Raw genomic sequence first — 18,905 nt, 5'->3', positions numbered from 1 at the left:
TCACGCAGCCTTGAGTTGCGGCGCCGGCGCCACCTTGCACGCGCGCCAGGCTGGGAGCACGCCTGCAAACAGGCTGGCTGCCAGGGACATTCCAAACGTCACCGCGAACATTCGTCCATCGAGGTGGACAAGGCTCGCGTATTCCGCGGGCTGTTGACGAATGCACCACAGGCCGAATTCGGTGAACACGAAACCCAGCACGCCACCGGCCAGGCCAAGCAAGACCGCTTCCATCATGAATTGCGCGAAGATGGCCGAGCGCGAAGCGCCCATGGCGCGCCGCACGCCGATCTCACCGGAACGGCGCAGGCACTTGGCCAGTAGCAAGCCCACCGTGTTCACGATGCAAATAGCGAGGAAGCTGAAAGCGAGGCCCGTCTGCATGCGTACCTTATCGGGCACGACCTGCTGATCGCTGAGCCAGGTCATCAGGTTCGACAGTTTGACATGGCTCTGCTGAAAGCGACCGAGTGCGATCTGCTGCTGCACGTAATCGGCGAGAAATTGCCGGTACGCCGCCGCAGCACTGCTATCGGGGAGTTCCGCCCAGAAACCTAGCCAAATTACCGGTGCGGTTTCGAGCACCTGCCGGTCGCCCGGTGCGTAGAAAAAGGTATTGCGCGGCTCCATGCCGGCCGTGCGCGCAGCGCGCAGCGGCAGAAAGACAGCGGCGCCCCGGCCATAGTCGGAGCCACCCAGGTGCAGTGCATAAAAGTGCGGTTGTGGCGCCCAGGGCTTGAGCACGCCAATGATGCGGAAGTCCTTGTCGCCCAGGCGCAGGCTGCGCCCTACGCTATTGCCGCCGCCGAAAAACTGTTCATTGAGATAATCGGAAATCACGACCACCGGCGCGGCATTGCGATCGTCCTGCGCACTCCAGCCGCTGCCGTATTGGAAGTCCACATCGAACATCGTGAAGAAGTCAGCCGTGGTCATCACGCCATCGCTGAAAAAGGGCCGGCGCCGCGCATCCGGCGGTATCAGCTTGATTTGCGATTGCGCGATCGCCGCCTGTCGTGGCGCTTTGTGCGCGTCGAGCAGATTCATCGCATCGGTGTAGCTCATCAACCAGGGCATCTTGCCGCTGCGCGAGAACGGCTCGTCCTTGGAATACGGGTCGATTTGCGCGTAATAGAGCTGCGCGCTCTTTCCCGGCAACGGATCGCCGGAAAGGAGCCGCAGCACCGTCAGCGTAGTCATCGACGCGCCGATGCCAAGCGCGAGCGTTAGCACCATCAGCGCGGTGAGCATGCGGTTGCGCCGCAAGCTCCTCATCGCCAGACCGAAGTAATAGGACATCATGCCTCCCCCTTGTGCTTGTCCTGTTACATCAGACCGATCGGGTCGCCACGACCGGTGGAACGTTCGACGCGCGCCGCGCCGGCACGAATACCGCAACCTGTCCCAGCAACATCACTACCGCCAGTCCGACCAGCACGTAGTAAACCGGCATGCTGTCCATCTCGAATTTGCTCATGAGTAGTCGGTTCAAACCGACGGCAAGCGCGATGCCGATCAGCGCACCCGCGCCTGCAATCATCAGATTTTCGAGCTGGAAATAATGCAGGATGTCGATCTTGCGCGCCCCGAGCGCACGCCGCACACCGATCTGACGATGGCGCTGTCCCACCCAGAAACTCGTCAGCCCGACGATGCCGGCCGCCGTCACTGCCAGCAGAATCAGACACACAACACCCATCAGCACCGCCATCCCAATGTCGGCACGGTAAGCATCGGCACGGATGTCGCTGAACCGCTTGATGCCATCGTCATCATCGATCACACGCAGCGGATTGCTGTTGTAAAGCGCCGTAGCGACATGGTGCGCCACGGCATCCAATTGGCCCGGCCGGGTGCGCACGATGTAGCGCGAGAACGTCGCATTGATGCGAGTGGGCATCAAGGTCGAATACCAGGTGAAATTATCGCCCCAGCCGACGGCGGGAGTTTGCATGCGCTTGACCACGCCGATGATGGTGCTCGGCGCATTGCCACCATCGAAGTACACGACCTTGCCCACCGCCGATCCATGCGGGAAAAGGCGTTTGGCCAGATCCTGCGTGACGATCACTATCGAAGGCTCGGTTTGGTCGCGCATGCCCTTGTTGGTGATCTCAGAGGCGTTGAAATTGCGCCCCTCCACCATCTGCAGACCAAGCGTACCCACCATCTGGTCATCGCCGAAATACATGGCGGTATGGATATCGTTCTTACCGGGCGTCTGCGCGCCGGGCGTCAATGAAACGCCGCCGACCCAGCTGGAATTGAGCAGCGGCAGCGACGTAATCGAAGACACCGACATCACGTCCGGCATGCGCCTGAGCGTATCCAGATCCTGCCGAAGCATGCTGTCGAGCTGCTGCACGCCGGCCGGGGTGTCCATGCTTGGCGCCCCCACCCATTGCTGGGTGATGAGCAACAGATTGCTTTCATCGATGCCGGTGGGCCGATTCACCTTCTCCACGCGACTGTAGATGATGAATACGGCGTTACACACGATCGCCAGCGTCAGGGCAATCTGCAAGGCGATCAACACGACGCCCGCCTTGTGTTTGCGCAACGCTGCAAGAATAGGATGGAGGCTCATAAGCGGTTCCTTATTCTCAGTTCGACTTCAGCTGCCATGCGGGTTGAACCCGCGAGGCACGGTAAGTGGGATAGATGCCGGCAAGCATGGTCGAGACCACGGCAACGATGAGCGTCAGCAGCAAGAGCTGCACATCCAAATGCGCGAGATTTGCGATGTCTTTGGGCAAGACCCAGCTCACGCCATGAATACCGACGCCGGTCAGCAACAGCCCGAGTACACCACCGCTTAAACCCACGATGCCCGCCTCCACCAGAAACTGCGCATAGATGGCCGAACGGGGTGCACCAATGGCACGGCGCACGCCGATTTCATTGCTACGACGCAAGAATTTCGCAAGCAGCAACCCCGCTGTATTGACGAGGCAGACCAGCAGCAAGCCAATGGCGACCAGCAGGGAAACCTCGGTATCAGAAGGCACCACATGCTCGGCATCGAGCCACGCGTGCAGATCGCGCAAGCGATTGTTCGGCGGCCAGCTGAAACGACCGGACCTCTGCTGCTCGCGGGCGTAGCCATCCAGATAATCTTTATACGCCTTGGCTTGCGCGGCACTGTCCAGCTGCACCATGTAGCTGATCCAGATGCACGAGGAAAGCTGCAGCCCCTTGAAGCCCGACTGTGCAGGCGTCTCAGCACAGTTGGTGTTGCCATCGTTGGACATGTCCACGTCGATGGCGCGCATGAATGGGATGAACACATCATCCGCGTTGGTAGTGAACCCCCCGGTATTGGACACGTCGTAGAAACGCGGCTGTGGCTCCCACTTGTTCAGCACACCGACAACGCGGTAATCCTTGCCGTCGATGTCGACGACCTTGCCCACACTGTTGGCGCCGCCGAATAGCTTCTGATTGAGCTTCTCGCTAATCACTGCAACAGCCGCGCGCTGATCGTCATCGGACGCACTCCACCCGCTGCCGTATTTGAACGGCGCATCGGTCATTGGGAAAAACTCATTGAAAACCGCATGCCCTTCGACATTAATGGGATGCTTACCCGCCTCCGCAGGCACGACCGAGGGCGTAATCATGTACATCGCCGATTGGTATCTGGCGCGGTGATCACGCATCAGTGCGATGGCGTCGGTGTAATCCATCGCATCCGGCGGATCGCCATTGTCGCCTGGACCACCATGCCCCTTCGGTCCCCACATCTCGATCTGTGGCACATAAAGCTGCGCCGATTTCCACGGAATGGGATCGCCCGACACCGCACGGAATACGGAATAGGTGACCATGGATGCGGCCACACCAAAGCCCACCGTCAATATCATCAACAGCGTGAGGCCGGGGCTTCGTTTGAGACTGCGTATCGCCAGATCAATGTAATAACCCAACATGGGTGCCTCCCTCATTGCGTTGATGACCCCTCTGGTGAGGGCTTCGTCCTTCAAACCGACCGCGTTGCTTCAACCGGCGGTACCTTGGATGCGCGCAGTGCGGGAGCCAGCACCGCGCCCTGTCCAAGCACCAGCAATATCGCCACACCCGCCACGACATATCCCATGGCAAGCTTTTCCATCTCGAACTGATTCATCAGCCAAAGATTCAGGCCAATGGCCAGCACGCCACCGACGATCACGCCGGCCACGCCGATCAGCAGGTTTTCCGTGAGGAAGTAACTGAGGATGTCGCGCTGCGTGGCGCCCAGCGCGCGGCGAACACCGATCTGCTTGCGCCGCTGACCCACCCAGAAACTGGTAAGTCCCACGATGCCGGCACCGGTGATGGTCAGCATGATCAGGCTGATGGCCCCCATCAGAATCGCCATGCCGCGATCGCTGTTGTACGCCTGGGCACCCACATCGGCGAAGGTGCGAACGCCATTCTTTGGACTAATGACCCGCATGCGATTGGCGGCATACAAGGTAGCTTTGACTCGCCTGGCCACATCGTCGAGCTGCCCCGGTTGCGTACGAATCACATACTCCGTATAGCCTTCCAATCGGCGGTAAGGCAGCAGCGTGGAATATTCGTCCCACTTGGCCATGCTCGAGTCGACCCACGGCGTGCGCATGCGCCCGACCACACCAATAATGATGCTGGGCTTGCGGCTAAGGTAGACCGCTTTACCGACTGCGGAAGCATCCGGAAACAGATGGTGCGCCAGCGCCTGGGTAATGATGATTTCGTCGGGTTCGATCTTGCTGTGTTTGCTGCTGGCACCTATTTCGTCGGGCCGGAAGTTCCGCCCAGCGATGAGTCTCAAGCCGAGCGTGGCCAGCGCATTGTCATCGACAAAATAGATCGCGGTGCTGTCAGTGTAGGTTTTCTTGTCCGGACTATGCCCGATGCCGAAAACGGTACCTTCACCGCTCAGCGGATACGTGTTGGTGGCGTACACGTTCGCCACGCCAGGAAGATTGCGCAGCGTGGCGAGGTCCGAAGCCATCATGGACGCCACCTCGTCGGCGTCTGGTTTGCCCGCCCACTGATTGTGCACCAGCAACAAGTCTGACTCATCCACGCCGCTTGGCCGCGAGAGTTGCCCCAGTCGCTGGTGGATGATGAATAACGCATTGCACACAATGGCCAGTGTCAGGGCGATCTGCAGCGCAATCAGCAAGGTACCTGCCTTGTGATAGCGAAGCGTGGCGAGGATGGGGCGTATCTGCATCGTCGTCGCCTCAGTTGGCTTTCAATTGCCACGCCGGCTGTACGCGAGCCGCACGCCAGGTGGGATAAAGCGCAGCAGCGAGCGTGGTCACGACGGCCGTGAGCAAGGTGAGCCCGATCACACTCGGACTCATGCGTGCCAGACGCGCAATGTCCGGATCGAACACCAGCCCGATACCCAGCATGCCGACGCCCGTCAGCACCAGGCCCACGACGCCGCCCGCCACACCAATCATCAAGGCTTCGGCCAGATACTGCAGCCAGATCTCGCGACGCGATGCACCCAGAGCGCGTCGCACGCCGATCTCTGCAGCGCGCCGCATGAACTTGGCCAATAGCAGGCCAACGGTATTCACCAGACAAACCAACAGGAAACCCAGCGACAGCAGCATCGAAATGCGTGTTTCCGGCGGCACAACCTTTTCGTAATCCAGCCACTGCATAAGATCGTGCAACTGCACGAAAGGCGCCCAATGAAAGCGGCCTACGCGTTGTTGCTCGGACGCATAGGCCATCAGGTAGTCGTGATAAGCGGTGACCGCCGCACGATTGGGCAGTTCCGCCCAGAACGACACCCACACGCAATCGGATTGGATCCAGCCCTTCCATCCCGCATCGCGTCCTGCGCTGCCATAGCAGTTGCTGTTGCCATTCGTCTCCGTTTGCAGGTCGATGGCGCGCGTGAATGGCACAAAAAAGTCCGGCGGATCGGAAAAGCCGTCAGAATTGTTGACATCGTAGAAGCGCGGGCGCGGGTTCCACTCATCCAGGACACCCACCACGCGATAATCGTGATCATCCAGACGAATCGTGCGGCCTACGCTGTTCGCGCCACCAAACAACTGCTGATTGAGTGCACGGCTGATTACCACCACACCGGCGTGCGCCTCGTCCTGCGAAGCGTTCCAACCGTTGCCATAGAGAAAAGGCGCTTCGAACATCGGAAAGAAATCCGCATACGCGGCGTAACCGTTCACGGCAAACGGTTCGCGCGTCGGGTCTTGGGGAATCGCCGTCGAAGCCATCGGATAGATCGCGGTTTGCCGTGCTGCTTTGTGATCGCGCATCAATGCCATGGCATCGGGGTAACTCAGCGCATCGGGCAGGTCGCGCCCGGCCGAGCGACTGGCCGGCCCCCATATATCGATCTGCGGCACGAACAGCTGCGCGGATTTATCCGGTAAGGGATTGCCGGATGCCGCATGAAATACCGCAAACGTCGTCGCTGACGCGGCCACACCGACGCCGATGGCAAACACCATCAGCGCCGTCAGCAAGGGATTGCGCCGCAAGCTACGCCAGCCGAGCCTTAGATAGTAAGCAAACATCGGCACCCCCGTTCCCCTGCGTTTAGGCGTGAATAGGTATTCATGCCGGCCTCGTCGCTTCGATCGGTGGCACGCGCGAGGCGCGCAAGGCCGGCGCGAATACCGCGCCCTGCCCCAGCAACAGCAGGATCACCGTGCCGCCCAGTACATACGTCAACGGCAACACCTTGAGCTCAAGATGTATGTGCAGCCAAAGGTTGAGGCCAAATGCCAGCACCACGCCGATGGCCAGGCCACCCAAACTGATCAGCAGGTTTTCCGTCATGAAGTACTGCATGATGTCGCGATGCGTCGCGCCAAGCGCACGGCGCACGCCGATCTGGCGGCGGCGCTGTCCCACCCAGAAACTGGTCAGGCCAATGATGCCTGCCGCGGTGATCGCCAGCAGCACGATGCAAATGATGCTCATCAGGATCGCCATGCCACGATCGCTCTCGAACGCGCGGTGACGCACCTGCGCAAAGCTGAGCAAACCGTCTTTGGGATCGATCATGCGCATGCGGTTTTCGGCATACAGCGCCTTGGGTGCTGCGCGCATCGCCGCGGCGAGCTGACCGGGCTTGGTACGCACGATGTAGTAAATGCCGTAGGGGTCGGCGGGTCGGACCGGCACGATCATCGATTCACCGATATAGGGTGCGCTCCACGTGCTTACGTCGCCCCGATGCAATACATCCACGATGCCAATCACCGTGATCGGGTTGGGGGTCATGGCATAGAAGTGCTTGCCGAGCGCATCGCTGTTCGGGAACAGCTTCGTGGCCATCGCCTTGCTGATGATGGCGACGGACGGATCGACGGTCTGCCTGAGCCCCTGGTTCTGCACTTCTTCGGGCCTGAAATCGCGCCCCGCGATCAGCTTGAGACCGAGCGTACGAACAAAATTGGCATCCCCCATGTAGTAGGCCGCATCGCTTGTGGGGGCACGTTGATCCGGCGTCATGGTGATGAAGTTGTCGTTGCTGATGCCCCTGATCGGATAGTTGTTGGAGCTCGTAACGTCCTGCACGCCCGGCAATTGCCGCAGGGTGACGAGGTCCTGTTCGATTCTTTCCACCGCTTCCTGCGTGGAGTACTGCTCTCCCCACTGGTTCGCGATCACGAACAGATTGGCTTCGTCGACGCCGCTGGGCTCGTCGATGTGCGCGAGGCGCTGATTGATGATGAACAATGCATTGCACACGATCGCCAACGTCAACGCGATCTGCAACGCGATCAGAACCGTACCTGCCTTATGGCGGCGCAGCGCGGCGAGAATGGGCTGGATATGCATGTGTGCTCCCTCGCCTCAATTGGATTTCAGCTGCCAGGCCGGCTGCACTTGCGCAGCACGCCAGGCCGGATAGAACGCAGCGGCCACGGTGGCGAAGATAGCCACCACCAACGTCAGGCCGATCAGCGACAGATCCATATGCGCAAGCTGCGCGATCTCCGGTTCAAACAACAGCCCCACACCCGACATGCCTATGGCAGTCAGCAGCAGTCCCAGCAGTCCTCCGGTCAACCCGACCGCCGCAGCCTCGACCAGGTATTGCGCGTAAATTTCATGACGGGTAGCACCCAGCGCGCGGCGCACGCCAATTTCGCCGGCCCTGCGCATGAACTTCGCAAGCAGCAAACCGATGGTGTTGACCAGGCAGATGATGAAGAAGCTCATCGCCACGATCAGCGAAATGCGGCTCTCCGGCGGCACGATGTGCTGAACGTCGAGCCATGTCATTACGTCGGGCAACCGTACATTGGGTGCCCAGCCGAATCGGCCTGCGCGTTGTTGATCGGCGGAATAGCTTTCCAGGAAGTTGCGGTAACGGGCCACCTCGCTGGTCGTATCCAGTTCCACCCACGGCATCAGCCAGATGCAATTGCTCTGCAGATACTGATCCCAGCCGTTGTAGGTGATCGCGCCACGGCAACTGTTTCGACCCACGTTGTCGGTATGCAGATCGAGCGCGCGGTTGAGCAGCAGATAGAAATCAGGTGGATCGCCAAAGCCGCTGCCGCCCCATGCATCGTAAAAGCGCGGCGAGGGATTCCATCGTTTGGTCACACCGACAATGCGGTAATCGTGCCCGGAAAGCGTGATTTTCTGTCCTACGCTGTTGGCCCCGCCGAACATGCGCTGATTGAATTCCCGACTGAGCACGACGTCGGCTGCGCGCGCATCGTCGTCGGCAGTGCTCCAACCGCTACCGTAGAGAAACGGCACATCGAACATGGTGAAAAAGTCGCCCGTTACGGCATAGCCGTTGCTGGCCACCGGTACGCTATCGGCGTCGCGGGGCAGCGTTGACAACCCGATCTGGTAAATGAGCGTCATGCGCTTGGATTGATGCGCTCTCATCAAGGCCATCGCGTCGACATAATTCAACGCGCCGGGCGGCTCGCCTTTTTCATTGAGGCCCGGCCCCCAGCTGTCGATCTCCGGCACGAACAATTGCGACGATTTTTCCGGTATCGGGTTGCCGGACACGGCGCGAAATACCGAATAGGTAATCATCGACGCGGAGACGCCAAAACCAATCGCCATCACCATCAGCGCGGTGAGCGCTGGATTGCGCTTGAGACTGCGAAGGCCGAGTTGGATGTAGTAAGTGAACATGAATGGCCTTTGGTTTCGATGTCTGAATAACGCCCGCAACGCACCTTGTCGCATCGGCTTCCTCCCCTGCATCGGCAGGGGAGGGTTGGGACGGGGCGGGGAATTTCGCGGGGCATGGGAGCTATCCGGCATGCTCAAACACCCCCGCCCCAGCCTCCTGCCAAGCAGAGGAACGAGTTAGCTGCGTACCTGACCGGCTGCCGCGGTGTAAGCGGTGTGGAAGCGCGGGTCTTCAGCCAGATCCACCACCTGACCGTCAATGATGTGCACGTTGCGCTGCGCGCGCGCAGCTAGCTCCGGATCGTGCGTCACCATCACGATGGTGGCGCCTTCGCGATGGATTTCTTCGAGCAGTTCCAACACGCCGCGGGCCATCTGCGTATCCAGGTTGCCGGTCGGTTCGTCGGCGAGCAGCAAACGGGGCGTGCCGGCAAGCGCACGGGCGATGGCAACGCGCTGTTGCTGACCGCCGGACAATTCCGCCGGGTAGTGCTTGGCGCGCGAGGCCAGGCCCACGCGCTCCAGTGCGCTCATGATGCGCTCCTTGCGTTCGGGCCCTTTCATGCCGCGATAGCGCAGCGGCACTTCCACGTTGTCGAACACGTTGAGATCGGGAATCAGGTTGAACGCCTGGAAGATGAAACCGATCTTTTCGTTGCGGATCTTCGAGCGCGCGTTGTCGTCAAGGTTGCTGACTTCCACGCCGTCGAGGTGGTATTCGCCGCCAGTGAATGTTTCGAGCAATCCGGCGATGGTGAGGAAGGTGGTTTTGCCGGAGCCGGAAGGGCCGGTCACCGCCACGAACTCGCCTTCTTTCACATTGATGTTGAAATCGCGAAGCGCATAGGTTTCCACCACTTCGGTGCGATAGACCTTGGACAGGTGCGTCATCTTCAGCATGGTTTTCATCCTTCGGTTTAGTTTTTTGCCCCTCCCCTGCATGCAGGGGAGGCTGGGAGGGGGTGAAGGCTCGCCGCAAGGGCTCACCCCACCCCAGCCCTCCTCTGCATGCAGAGGAGGGAGTATTGGTCAGCGACTGATCACCACTCGCTGTGCGCCTTTGAAGTTGTCGGTGCCGGAGATCACGATGTTGTCGCCTTCCTTCAGGCCATCGAGGATCTCCACTTTGTCGATGCTGCTTTCGCCCACGCGGATCGGGGTCTTGGTGGCGATGCCGTCGTGCACGACGTACGCATAGCTGCCACCGGATTCATCCACGAAGGAACCGCGCTGCACTGTAAGCACGTTGCTGCGCTGATCGAGCAGGATGCGCACGGACAGACGCTGGTTCTGGCGCAACTGCTTGGGCGTGCCACCTTCGAAGCGCACGCGCGCGGCCACTTCGCCGTTCACCACTTCGGGCGAAATCGCGCTGACCAGCCCCTTCCAGGTATTGTCGTTGCCGCTGATTTCGCCGCCCATGCCCACGGCCAGGTCGCGTGCGAAGCTTTCGGGCACCTTCACTTCCACTTCCAGCGCGGACAGATCGATCACACTGAGCAGTTGTGCATCCTTGGCTACCGTGGCGCGTTCGGCGATGAAAAGCTGGCCGACCTGACCATCCACCGGTGAGCGCACATTGAGGTCGTCGACCTGCCGACGCAGATCCTGCACCAGCAGTACCTGGCGATCATGCGCGAGCTTCTTCGCCCGGACGGCGAACGCGCCGCTGTCGTTGTTCAGATTAAGGTCGCTCTGTGCATGCGACAGCGCGATCTTGGCTTTTTGCAGCGTGTCCTTCGCTTTGTCCACGTCCATCTCCGGCACGCCGCCGGCTTTGTATGCGGTTTCGTAGCGGTCGTAGTCGCGTGCAGCCGTTATTTCGTCGATCTTGGCGTTGTCATCCGCCTTCTGCATTTCGGACTGTTTGGTACGCGCATTCACCTGCGCACTCAGGTAGTCCACTTCCATGGCGTCGGCGTTGGATTCTTCCTGCGCGAGCTTGTTGACGAGCTCGGGGCTGTCGATCACGGCGAGCACCTGGCCCTTCTTCACCGTGTCGCCCGCATGCACTTTCAATGTGACCGCGCCGCCGTAGGTGGCGTAGAGCGTAGGGCTCACCGCCGCCACCACTTGACCTTCGGCGGCGATGTCACGCACGAAGGGGCCGCGTTCGACCGTGGCAAACGCCAGGCGCGACGCGCTGACCGAGGAGTCCGCCGAGAACAACCGCGCGATGCCAGGTATGAAGAAGCCCACGACCACCACGGCGGCGATGGCGCCACCGATCCACATGAGTTTCTTGCGTGGATTGGGTTTGACCTCGACCAGGCGGTCTTGGGCTGAAGTGTCACGAATCATGGTGAAGTCCTTGGCCGCGGACAGTACGGCCCCACACCATGTTCAGCAATCTGCGTGCCAGCTCGCGGACGCGCTTTTATGTGCTACCAATCAACGACTTGCGTAGGGTAAACGCATAGGTACCGCTGTCCGCGGACAGTCGCCGGACAGCGGACAGACGCTGCAGTGGCTATGAAGCCAGCAGCACCGCCTCGGCGTGCGCGATACGCGCAGCCAGATGATCGCCCAACGGCGAGAGCGCTACGGCCGTGTCGTGTTCCAGTACGTCCAGGCCGGCAAGATGGCGCACGCGGAAGTTCACCACACACGCGTGATCCGGTCGCAACGGCTGCGCATCGATGCGCGCGAGCATGTCGGTATCGGCCTGGCAGGAAGCAGTCAATGCATCCCAGGCGAGGTAATCGCTATCGGGTAATAGATGCCAGCGTGCGCGGGTGCGGCCGAGGTGATCCACGCATTCGCACCATTCGCGCGGACCATCGTCTGTCACCACGCAGACAGCTACCAGCCAGCGCGCCTCGAGCAAAGGCGCGAACGCGCGATGAGACACCAGCATGCCCGATGGGAATACATCGCCCATCACTGCTGTCGAGCGTGTGTGGAGATAGAGCACGCTACCAAGCGCGGGCAACAGGTCGAGCCATGCGTGCGGCGTGATGGGCCGAATGCGCCTGGACGCCAACGCACGCGGCGCACGTCGGCAAAGCGGGATGGAACGAGCGGCCAGCCAGCCGAACATGAGGGGTATCTCCTATGCGTGGACTCGGCTGGCAAAACGTGCTGGCGGAGCGTGTGGTGGTTTACCGTCGCCGACGAACACCGGGCGACGAGCTAACAAGCCTCAAGGCTCATCACTGCCGCGGTTATTTGGTGAGGATCAGCTTGCCGTTGCGCGTGAGGCGCAGGTGGTATTCGCTGCCCATGTGCTGGATCACCAGCTCGCGCTCGCCGGCAAGCAGTCGCTGGCTGGAAATGCGGCGAATCGGCGATGCGTGCGTGGTGTGGTCGGATGCATCCCGGCTCGGCGAAACCGGGAGCGGCGGCGTGCGGGCGAGGGTGAGCAGCGTGCCGGTGGCGGACATGGTGGTACTCCATCGTCAGTGTGACGATCAGATGATAATGATTCTCATTTGATAGTCAACCCGCGACGCCGCCGGGTCTTCACGCCAGCGCTTGCTCCAGCCGCTCCTTCATCGCCAGATCGAAACGCGGCAATACCTCCAGCGCGGCAAGGTTCTGCTCCAACTGATCTTTCCGGCTCGCGCCGAGAATCACCGTAGAAACGTGCGGATTGGCCAGGCACCACGCAATAGCAAGCTGTGCCGGCGTGGCGCCCATCTCGGCCGCAATGGCCGGCAGGCGCTTCACCTTTTCCACGCGCTCACCGCCTTCCCCCAGCACCATCTCGCGCAGCCATTCATAGCCCGGCTGCGTAAGGCGCGAACCTTCGGGAACGCCCTGCCCGTATTTGCCGCTCAGCAAACCCGACGCCAGCGGCGACCAGATCGTGGTGCCCATGCCGTAGCTGGCGTACAGCGGCGCGTATTCCTGCTCGACGCGTTCGCGATGCAACAGGTTGTACTGCGGTTGTTCCACCACCGGCGCATACATATGCATCGCCTGCGCGATGCGATGCGCTTCGTGGATGGTCGCCGCAGGCCACTCGCTGGTGCCCCAATACAAAACCTTGCCTTGGCGCACGAGCGTATCCATCGCCGCCACCGTCTCTTCGATCGGTGTTTCCGGATCGGGGCGATGACAGAAATACAGATCCAGGTGACCGACGCGCAATCGTTCCAGCGCTTGATTGCACGCTTCGATCACGTGCTTGCGCGAAAGCCCGCGCTGCGTGGGACGCGGCTTCTGGGCCGCGCCGAAATACACCTTGCTCGACACGCAGTAGCTGTCGCGCGCAAAGCGCAGATCGGCCAGGACATCGCCCATCAAGCGCTCGGCCTCGCCGTGGTTGTACGTTTCGGCGTTGTCGAAAAAATTGACGCCACGGTCCCACGCAAGCGCCATCAGCTCGCGTGCTTCAGAACGACCCACCTGTCGACCGAACGTAACCCATGCGCCGAAGGAAAGTGCGGACACCTGCAAGCCGGTGCGGCCGAGACGACGGTATTGCATCGGGTTCTCCTGGTTCGAGCGCAAGGTGTGGTAGATGCGTCACTGCGCGTTGAAATCGAGGATGGCGCTATCCATCGTGTGTTCGTCGTTATGCACGCGCAGCGCTATGGCAACGTCATATTTTTCCAGATAGGCCAGCGTGACCTTGTCGACGTCGATGCCATTGGAATCGATGGTGCGACAGGTCACTTCCAAGGCCGCCCCCTCGATGCCCGGATTAAGTTGCGATGCGCTGTACTGTTTGCCGCTATCGCACAGGTACTGGCCGGGATCGGCAAAGGTCGCCTGACCGGTGGCGCCATACAGATACACCATGGCGAAGTGGCCGCTGCTGCCGGTATCGAAGCGAAGTATCTTGCGTGACTCCTGCATCGGCGGCGACGTATTGCTTCGCGCCGCCATGCTTTGCGTGAGAAACGAGAAGTAGCCGCGATAGGTAAGGTCCAAGCGCGTGCCCATGAGGTTGCCGTTGTCTTGCACGGCTTCCGCGCGGCGTACGAGGCCATGCCCGGCGTTTTCAAGCACAATGCTGGCGGTGAAGGTGGAAGGTTGAGCCTGTCCGGAAGTCGTGACGACCTCCCGGGTATGCAGCACGATTCGGTTGAATGGCACCGGAGCTAGGTTCGCCTTGGCGATCGCGCTTTTCACATCAGGGTTGAGTGCGTCGAACGCGAAATGCTGCGCGAAGTACCCGTTTGGGTCCTGAGCGGGCTCTGGCGGCGGTGCTTCCTGCGCGTAACCGACGCGCATGCCGGCAAGCAGCACCATGCCCGCTGCAACCAGCATTTTTTTCGTCGTTGCCATGCTCATGGATAACCTCAGTACTGCGAAGAGGCCCCTACGATAGCAAGGTCGCTTGCCATTCCGTAAGCATGGTCATATCGGCGCTCAGGCACGAAAGACAGCGCGCGCCGGACGCCGGCACGCGCAAACGCAGCTTATTCCGCCCTGAACTCTTGGATGGTGGTAGAGAGCTCGTTCGTCGGCGTTTTGGAGCTTATCGGAATGGCCAGGCCGTATTTTTCAAAATAGGCGTAGGTAGTGGTTGAAGTGAGGACGCCATTGCTGTTCTGCATCTGGCAATTGAACTCGCGCACGTTGCCGCCGATGTTCGCATGCAAGACCGACGCGCTGTAGTGCTTGCCCGCCGTGCAGCTTACCTGCATGGGCGAGGTCATCTGCGGCCTTCCACCCAGGCCGCCACGATAGATGTAACTGATGTGATCGGTCGTGAAATCAGTGTCGTAGTGCGTGATCTGCTTGGTCTCCAGCAGCGGCGGCCACGCCGTGGCGGTCGACTGGAAGGTCTGCGAACGAAGTGAGTACAGACCGCGATAGGACAATACGAACAAGGTCGAGGTGTCAAAGCCGTTGCGCTGCAATGTGCTGATTTCCCGCACCAGCCCGTTGCCGGCGTTCTCGTACAGAAGCGACGCGATAAACGTGGTCGGTGCGCCGGTGGTGGTGTTCTGCACTGTCACTTGCGTGGTCATGTGCAAGCGGTCAAAGCCTACCGGGGCTATTCCCGCTTGCTCGACAGTGTCCTGCACCGACTTAGGTAGATAGGTCAGCGTGAAATGCTGCGCCAGGTAGGATTCCTTGTCCTGAAATACGCTGCTGACCGGTATCGCATTGCGCGTCGTGGTCGCTGGGCGCGGCGGTGGCGGCACGCATCCGGCGAGGCTCGCCGTCAACGCCGCAACGCCTACGCCGCAGATCATTCTCTTAGCTGCAAACATCCTTTCGTCCCCCTCGGGCTGTTCCGTCATTCGGCTTTGAAATCGACCAGGTCCACGGTGTAGTCGCTGGACGCACTTTTGACAGCCCTGGTCAATGCGAGGCCATATTGCTGCAGGTAAACGTAGTCGCGTACTTCCGTGGTAACGCCATTGGCATTGACGCTCTGGCAACTCATCTCACGCACGTTGCCGGCGATATGCGCGTTGACCACCGTGCCGCTGTACGACCTGCCAAGCTGGCAGACGATCTGCCAAGGCTGGGTCAATCCCGGCTTACCGATGTAACCGCTGCGCATGGTGTACGCCAGTTTGTCGGAACTTAATGCCGGCTCGAAACGATCGAACTGCAGTACGGCGGAAACCGCCGGCATCGCCGTGGCGGAACTGGCGAACTTCTGCATCATCAGGCCCACGTAATTGCGATAGGTCAGCGAAATCTCGGTTCGATAGGTAAAGCCATTCGAAAAGTCAGTGGAAATCGCTCTGATCACGCCTTTGCCGAGATTGTCGTAGGTGACGTGCTCGGTGAAATTCTGTGGCGCATCCGTACCCATCTTGAACCACTTGCTGCGCGCCTGAATGGTAATGCGATGAAAGCTCAACTCAGACGTGGCCACATCGTTTGCGTTCAACGTGTCACGCACGCTTGCCGGCAACGCGCCCAGAGAGAACGCTTGCTCGGCATAAGCATTCGTATCGCTGAAAACGTTAGCCAGCGAAGCCGAACTCTGAACAGGCTGGTTTGGTGCCGTAGCACAACCGGCGATGGCGAACGACATCACGCCCGCGACAACCGCTCTTGCATATGGCGTGCATGCACTCACAGCCACGCCAGGGCGAAGAGCCCGATCCCGAATGCCCATATTGTCCCCTGTTTTGTCGATCCTGACGTGAGACGCCAGGCTGCCTGCAAAGAATGAACCGCCCCTACGTGGGCGATCATGCCCAAATCATTTTGCGCTCACAAGGCAGCCGGGGTGCGGGTGCCATTTCCTACGATAAACGTCATGCCCACGTCAGCAACGCGGCAAGCATCAGGGCGGCAAAACAGCCGGCGACCACATCGTCCACCATCACCCCGAGGCCGCCCTTCAAATGCCGATCCAGATAACGGATCGGCCATGGCTTCCAGACGTCGAACAGCCGAAACAGCAGGAAACCGATTGCCACCGCCCACCACGGGGCCACCAGCGCAGGCAGCAGGGCGATCCATTGGCCGATGAATTCGTCCCACACCAGGCTGCGGTGATCGTCCACGCCCAGCCTGCGGCCGGCGACATCGCAGGCCCGTACGCCGATGATGAAGCCGATAACGATCACCACGCCATTCAGCGGCAGCGATAGGTGGCGTAGCAGCAGCCAAGGCAGGATCGCCGCGAGGGAGCCGAATGTGCCCTGGGCCACCGGCGTGAGGCCGGATCCGAAACCACAGGCCAGCCAACCGGCCGGTGTGGAAAGCAGTGCGCGACGCTGCGCGGGGGTAAGCACTGTCCGTTCGCTCATGGGGCGAAATGATCCCAACCTCGGTGCGCCGATTCGATCGGGCGATCTGCCGCATCGCGAACGCTGATGCCGCGGCCTTCGACGATACGGCCAATGCGTGTGGCACCGCAGCCAAGTTTTGCCAGATCCGCCTGCACCGCAGCCACCTGCTGCGATGGCACGGTGAAACACAGCTCGTAATCATCCCCGCCGGTCAACGCGAAATCGCGCGAAGTGACGTCGTCGAACCGATCGAGCAGCGCGGACGAACGCGGCAGCAAATGGGCCTCGATCTGCGCGCCAACATCACTGGCCGTGCAGATATGCCCGAGGTCGGCAAGCAGGCCGTCGGAAACATCGATGCATGCGCTGGCGCGGTCACGCAAAGCCAGCCCCGCGGCGACACGTGGCGTGGGGCGATCAAGACGGTTCGCAAGATACGTCGATGGCGCATCGATGCGCTTATCGTGCTGCTTCAGATACAGACCACCTGCAGCGTCGCCAAGGGTGCCGGTGACCAGTACCGCATCATCCACGCGCGCACCATTGCGCAAAAGCGCTTTGCCGGGCGGCACGAAGCCGTGCACCGCCACGCTGATGGTCAACATGCCGCGGGTCGTGTCACCCCCTACCAATGCAAGCCGGAACGTTCGTGCCAGTTGTGCGAAGCCGTCTGCAAAGTCGTCGATGAAGGCCGTATCCGCGTTGGGCAGCGTCAACGCAAGAAGCGCCCACGCGGGGATCGCGCCCATGGAAGCGAGATCGGAGAGATTCACCGCCAACGCTTTCCAGCCGATATCGGCCGCGGATGTACCGCGCGGGAAATGCACACCTTCGACCATGGTATCGATAGCCGCCACCAGTTCCTGGCCTTGCGGCACGGCGAGCAGCGCAGCATCGTCGCCGATCCCCAGGCGCACATCGTCGCGCCCTTGGGCCGTGCGTTCGCGGATGCGGTCGATGAGCGAAAATTCCATGGGGCTCCACCTACACTGGGATTTGCCCCCTCCCCTACGGGTAGGAGGGGAAGGTTGGGCTGGGGTGAAGCAGCCTTGCGATGGCATTCAGCAGTGCCTTCGCCATGCCGACGACGACGGACGACACGCGCTTCGCTCGTGGCCCCACCCTAGCCTCCCCTGCACGCAGGGAGCGAACTGCATTTCGCACACATGAAGCTCGACGCTCATCAAGCTTCATGCAGGGGGTTATCGCTCAGCTCCGCTTCTCGGTAACCCGAACCTGCGCGGCCAGCTTGTCCAGCACACCGTTCACATAACTATGCCCGTGATCGGCGCCAAACCGCTTGGTGACTTCAATCGCCTCGTTGATGATCACCCGATACGGCACGTCCGGTCGGTACGTCAATTCGTAAGCCGCCAGACGCAGCGCCGCGCGCTCGACCGGGTCGATCTGATCGACGTCGCGATCGATATAGGGTTTGAGCGCTTCATCCAGCGCTCCGAGGTGCGCTTCCACGCCCCGCAGCAGATCTTCGAAATACTCCTGATCGGCCACTTCCATATCCTGCTCGTGGCGGAACTGCTCGATCACCGCTTTCATCGCACTGCCGCTCATCTGCCAGGCATAGACCGCCTGCAAAGCGCGGCGGCGTGCGCGCGAGCGTGCGGCGAGGTCGATGCCTTCCGGTCGCGAGTTCATTACAGCTTTCCGTACAGGTTGACCATTTCCAGCGCGGCAATGGCGGCGTCGGCGCCCTTGTTGCCGGCCTTGGTGCCGGAGCGCTCGATCGCCTGTTCGATGGTATCGGTGGTGAGCACGCCGAAGGACACCGGAACGCCCGAACTCAGCGCGGCCTGCGTAAGCGCCTTGGCGCTTTCGCCGGCGACGAAGTCAAAATGCGGCGTGGCGCCGCGAATGACCGCGCCCAGCGCAATCACCGCCGCGTACTGGCCCGAGTGCGCCAGCTTGTGTGCGGCCAGACCAATTTCCCACGCACCAGGCACGCGGATCAGATCGATGGCATCGTCAGCCACGCCGTGACGCACCAGCGCATCGCGCGCGCCGGCCACCAGCGGCTCGACGACAAAGCCGTTGAAGCGCCCGGCGACGATGGCAAAGCGACCGTTGGACTTGGCGAAATCGCCTTCGATGATCTTCATG

General features: G+C 60.9%; 19 protein-coding genes. All 19 read right to left on the bottom strand.

Annotation, left to right across the window (positions count from 1 at the left end):
- A complete protein-coding gene (locus tag DWU98_RS07850; RefSeq protein ID WP_115494974.1) occupies window positions 1–1,302 on the bottom strand; it encodes an ABC transporter permease in 1,302 nt (433 codons plus the stop codon).
- A 28-nt stretch (window positions 1,303–1,330) separates the two neighbouring features.
- On the bottom strand, window positions 1,331–2,587 hold the full coding sequence (locus DWU98_RS07845) for an ABC transporter permease (RefSeq protein ID WP_115494973.1): 1,257 nt from the start codon (window positions 2,585–2,587) through the stop codon (window positions 1,331–1,333).
- Window positions 2,588–2,603: 16 nt separating this feature from the next.
- Window positions 2,604–3,929 (bottom strand): ABC transporter permease, encoded by a 1,326-nt coding sequence (locus DWU98_RS07840; protein WP_115494972.1) that lies wholly within the window; start codon window positions 3,927–3,929, stop codon window positions 2,604–2,606.
- 50 nt (window positions 3,930–3,979) lie between these two features.
- Entirely contained in the window at window positions 3,980–5,206 is a 1,227-nt protein-coding gene (locus tag DWU98_RS07835; RefSeq protein ID WP_115494971.1) for an ABC transporter permease, read from the bottom strand.
- Window positions 5,207–5,216: 10 nt separating this feature from the next.
- On the bottom strand, window positions 5,217–6,533 hold the full coding sequence (locus DWU98_RS07830; RefSeq protein ID WP_115494970.1) for an ABC transporter permease: 1,317 nt from the start codon (window positions 6,531–6,533) through the stop codon (window positions 5,217–5,219).
- A gap of 40 nt (window positions 6,534–6,573) precedes the next feature.
- Window positions 6,574–7,806: an ABC transporter permease gene (locus tag DWU98_RS07825; protein ID WP_115494969.1), complete on the bottom strand. Its 1,233-nt coding sequence runs from the start codon at window positions 7,804–7,806 to the stop codon at window positions 6,574–6,576.
- 15 nt (window positions 7,807–7,821) lie between these two features.
- The gene (locus DWU98_RS07820) at window positions 7,822–9,132 is read right to left on the bottom strand and encodes an ABC transporter permease (RefSeq protein WP_115494968.1); all 1,311 of its coding nucleotides are present in this window, start codon (window positions 9,130–9,132) and stop codon (window positions 7,822–7,824) included.
- A gap of 177 nt (window positions 9,133–9,309) precedes the next feature.
- Entirely contained in the window at window positions 9,310–10,032 is a 723-nt protein-coding gene (locus DWU98_RS07815; RefSeq protein ID WP_115495109.1) for an ABC transporter ATP-binding protein, read from the bottom strand.
- A 129-nt stretch (window positions 10,033–10,161) separates the two neighbouring features.
- Window positions 10,162–11,433 (bottom strand): efflux RND transporter periplasmic adaptor subunit, encoded by a 1,272-nt coding sequence (locus DWU98_RS07810; RefSeq protein WP_115494967.1) that lies wholly within the window; start codon window positions 11,431–11,433, stop codon window positions 10,162–10,164.
- Window positions 11,434–11,602: 169 nt separating this feature from the next.
- Complete coding sequence (locus DWU98_RS07805) at window positions 11,603–12,172, bottom strand: hypothetical protein (RefSeq protein ID WP_115494966.1); 570 nt, start codon at window positions 12,170–12,172, stop codon at window positions 11,603–11,605.
- 124 nt (window positions 12,173–12,296) lie between these two features.
- Entirely contained in the window at window positions 12,297–12,515 is a 219-nt protein-coding gene (gene hemP / locus DWU98_RS07800; protein WP_115494965.1) for a hemin uptake protein HemP, read from the bottom strand.
- 79 nt (window positions 12,516–12,594) lie between these two features.
- On the bottom strand, window positions 12,595–13,563 hold the full coding sequence (locus DWU98_RS07795) for a potassium channel beta subunit family protein (RefSeq protein WP_115494964.1): 969 nt from the start codon (window positions 13,561–13,563) through the stop codon (window positions 12,595–12,597).
- A gap of 39 nt (window positions 13,564–13,602) precedes the next feature.
- Entirely contained in the window at window positions 13,603–14,373 is a 771-nt protein-coding gene (locus tag DWU98_RS07790) for a hypothetical protein (protein ID WP_115494963.1), read from the bottom strand.
- Window positions 14,374–14,501: 128 nt separating this feature from the next.
- On the bottom strand, window positions 14,502–15,302 hold the full coding sequence (locus DWU98_RS07785; RefSeq protein ID WP_147293255.1) for a hypothetical protein: 801 nt from the start codon (window positions 15,300–15,302) through the stop codon (window positions 14,502–14,504).
- A 26-nt stretch (window positions 15,303–15,328) separates the two neighbouring features.
- Entirely contained in the window at window positions 15,329–16,081 is a 753-nt protein-coding gene (locus tag DWU98_RS07780) for a hypothetical protein (protein WP_115494961.1), read from the bottom strand.
- 226 nt (window positions 16,082–16,307) lie between these two features.
- The gene (locus DWU98_RS07775; RefSeq protein WP_115494960.1) at window positions 16,308–16,805 is read right to left on the bottom strand and encodes a phosphatidylglycerophosphatase A family protein; all 498 of its coding nucleotides are present in this window, start codon (window positions 16,803–16,805) and stop codon (window positions 16,308–16,310) included.
- Window positions 16,802–17,761 (bottom strand): thiamine-phosphate kinase, encoded by a 960-nt coding sequence (gene thiL, locus DWU98_RS07770; RefSeq protein ID WP_115494959.1) that lies wholly within the window; start codon window positions 17,759–17,761, stop codon window positions 16,802–16,804. Before thiL ends, DWU98_RS07775 begins: the two co-directional genes overlap by 4 nt.
- A 235-nt stretch (window positions 17,762–17,996) precedes the next feature.
- A complete protein-coding gene (gene nusB, locus DWU98_RS07765; RefSeq protein ID WP_115494958.1) occupies window positions 17,997–18,443 on the bottom strand; it encodes a transcription antitermination factor NusB in 447 nt (148 codons plus the stop codon).
- Window positions 18,443–18,904, bottom strand: coding sequence for a 6,7-dimethyl-8-ribityllumazine synthase (gene ribH, locus DWU98_RS07760; RefSeq protein ID WP_115494957.1), 462 nt, complete (start codon window positions 18,902–18,904; stop codon window positions 18,443–18,445). Before ribH ends, nusB begins: the two co-directional genes overlap by 1 nt.
- Between the last annotated feature and the right edge of the window lies 1 nt (window position 18,905).

Origin of the sequence: Dyella monticola, assembly GCF_003363155.1 — a bacterium.
Lineage (GTDB): Bacteria > Pseudomonadota > Gammaproteobacteria > Xanthomonadales > Rhodanobacteraceae > Dyella_B > Dyella_B monticola.
The sequence above is the reverse complement of the archived record's forward strand: the minus strand, read 5'-3'. Positions and strand labels throughout refer to the sequence as shown.

What these genes read in the sequence shown, in the direction of transcription:
- DWU98_RS07850 (WP_115494974.1), bottom strand. Translation starts at nt 1,302, where the DNA reads ATGATGTCCTATTACTTCGGTCTGGCGATGAGGAGCTTGCGGCGCAAC.
- DWU98_RS07845 (WP_115494973.1), bottom strand. Translation starts at nt 2,587, where the DNA reads ATGAGCCTCCATCCTATTCTTGCAGCGTTGCGCAAACACAAGGCGGGC.
- DWU98_RS07840 (WP_115494972.1), bottom strand. Translation starts at nt 3,929, where the DNA reads ATGTTGGGTTATTACATTGATCTGGCGATACGCAGTCTCAAACGAAGC.
- DWU98_RS07835 (WP_115494971.1), bottom strand. Translation starts at nt 5,206, where the DNA reads ATGCAGATACGCCCCATCCTCGCCACGCTTCGCTATCACAAGGCAGGT.
- DWU98_RS07830 (WP_115494970.1), bottom strand. Translation starts at nt 6,533, where the DNA reads ATGTTTGCTTACTATCTAAGGCTCGGCTGGCGTAGCTTGCGGCGCAAT.
- DWU98_RS07825 (WP_115494969.1), bottom strand. Translation starts at nt 7,806, where the DNA reads ATGCATATCCAGCCCATTCTCGCCGCGCTGCGCCGCCATAAGGCAGGT.
- DWU98_RS07820 (WP_115494968.1), bottom strand. Translation starts at nt 9,132, where the DNA reads ATGTTCACTTACTACATCCAACTCGGCCTTCGCAGTCTCAAGCGCAAT.
- DWU98_RS07815 (WP_115495109.1), bottom strand. Translation starts at nt 10,032, where the DNA reads ATGCTGAAGATGACGCACCTGTCCAAGGTCTATCGCACCGAAGTGGTG.
- DWU98_RS07810 (WP_115494967.1), bottom strand. Translation starts at nt 11,433, where the DNA reads ATGATTCGTGACACTTCAGCCCAAGACCGCCTGGTCGAGGTCAAACCC.
- DWU98_RS07805 (WP_115494966.1), bottom strand. Translation starts at nt 12,172, where the DNA reads ATGTTCGGCTGGCTGGCCGCTCGTTCCATCCCGCTTTGCCGACGTGCG.
- hemP (WP_115494965.1), bottom strand. Translation starts at nt 12,515, where the DNA reads ATGTCCGCCACCGGCACGCTGCTCACCCTCGCCCGCACGCCGCCGCTC.
- DWU98_RS07795 (WP_115494964.1), bottom strand. Translation starts at nt 13,563, where the DNA reads ATGCAATACCGTCGTCTCGGCCGCACCGGCTTGCAGGTGTCCGCACTT.
- DWU98_RS07790 (WP_115494963.1), bottom strand. Translation starts at nt 14,373, where the DNA reads ATGAGCATGGCAACGACGAAAAAAATGCTGGTTGCAGCGGGCATGGTG.
- DWU98_RS07785 (WP_147293255.1), bottom strand. Translation starts at nt 15,302, where the DNA reads ATGTTTGCAGCTAAGAGAATGATCTGCGGCGTAGGCGTTGCGGCGTTG.
- DWU98_RS07780 (WP_115494961.1), bottom strand. Translation starts at nt 16,081, where the DNA reads ATGTCGTTCGCCATCGCCGGTTGTGCTACGGCACCAAACCAGCCTGTT.
- DWU98_RS07775 (WP_115494960.1), bottom strand. Translation starts at nt 16,805, where the DNA reads ATGAGCGAACGGACAGTGCTTACCCCCGCGCAGCGTCGCGCACTGCTT.
- thiL (WP_115494959.1), bottom strand. Translation starts at nt 17,761, where the DNA reads ATGGAATTTTCGCTCATCGACCGCATCCGCGAACGCACGGCCCAAGGG.
- nusB (WP_115494958.1), bottom strand. Translation starts at nt 18,443, where the DNA reads ATGAACTCGCGACCGGAAGGCATCGACCTCGCCGCACGCTCGCGCGCA.
- ribH (WP_115494957.1), bottom strand. Translation starts at nt 18,904, where the DNA reads ATGAAGATCATCGAAGGCGATTTCGCCAAGTCCAACGGTCGCTTTGCC.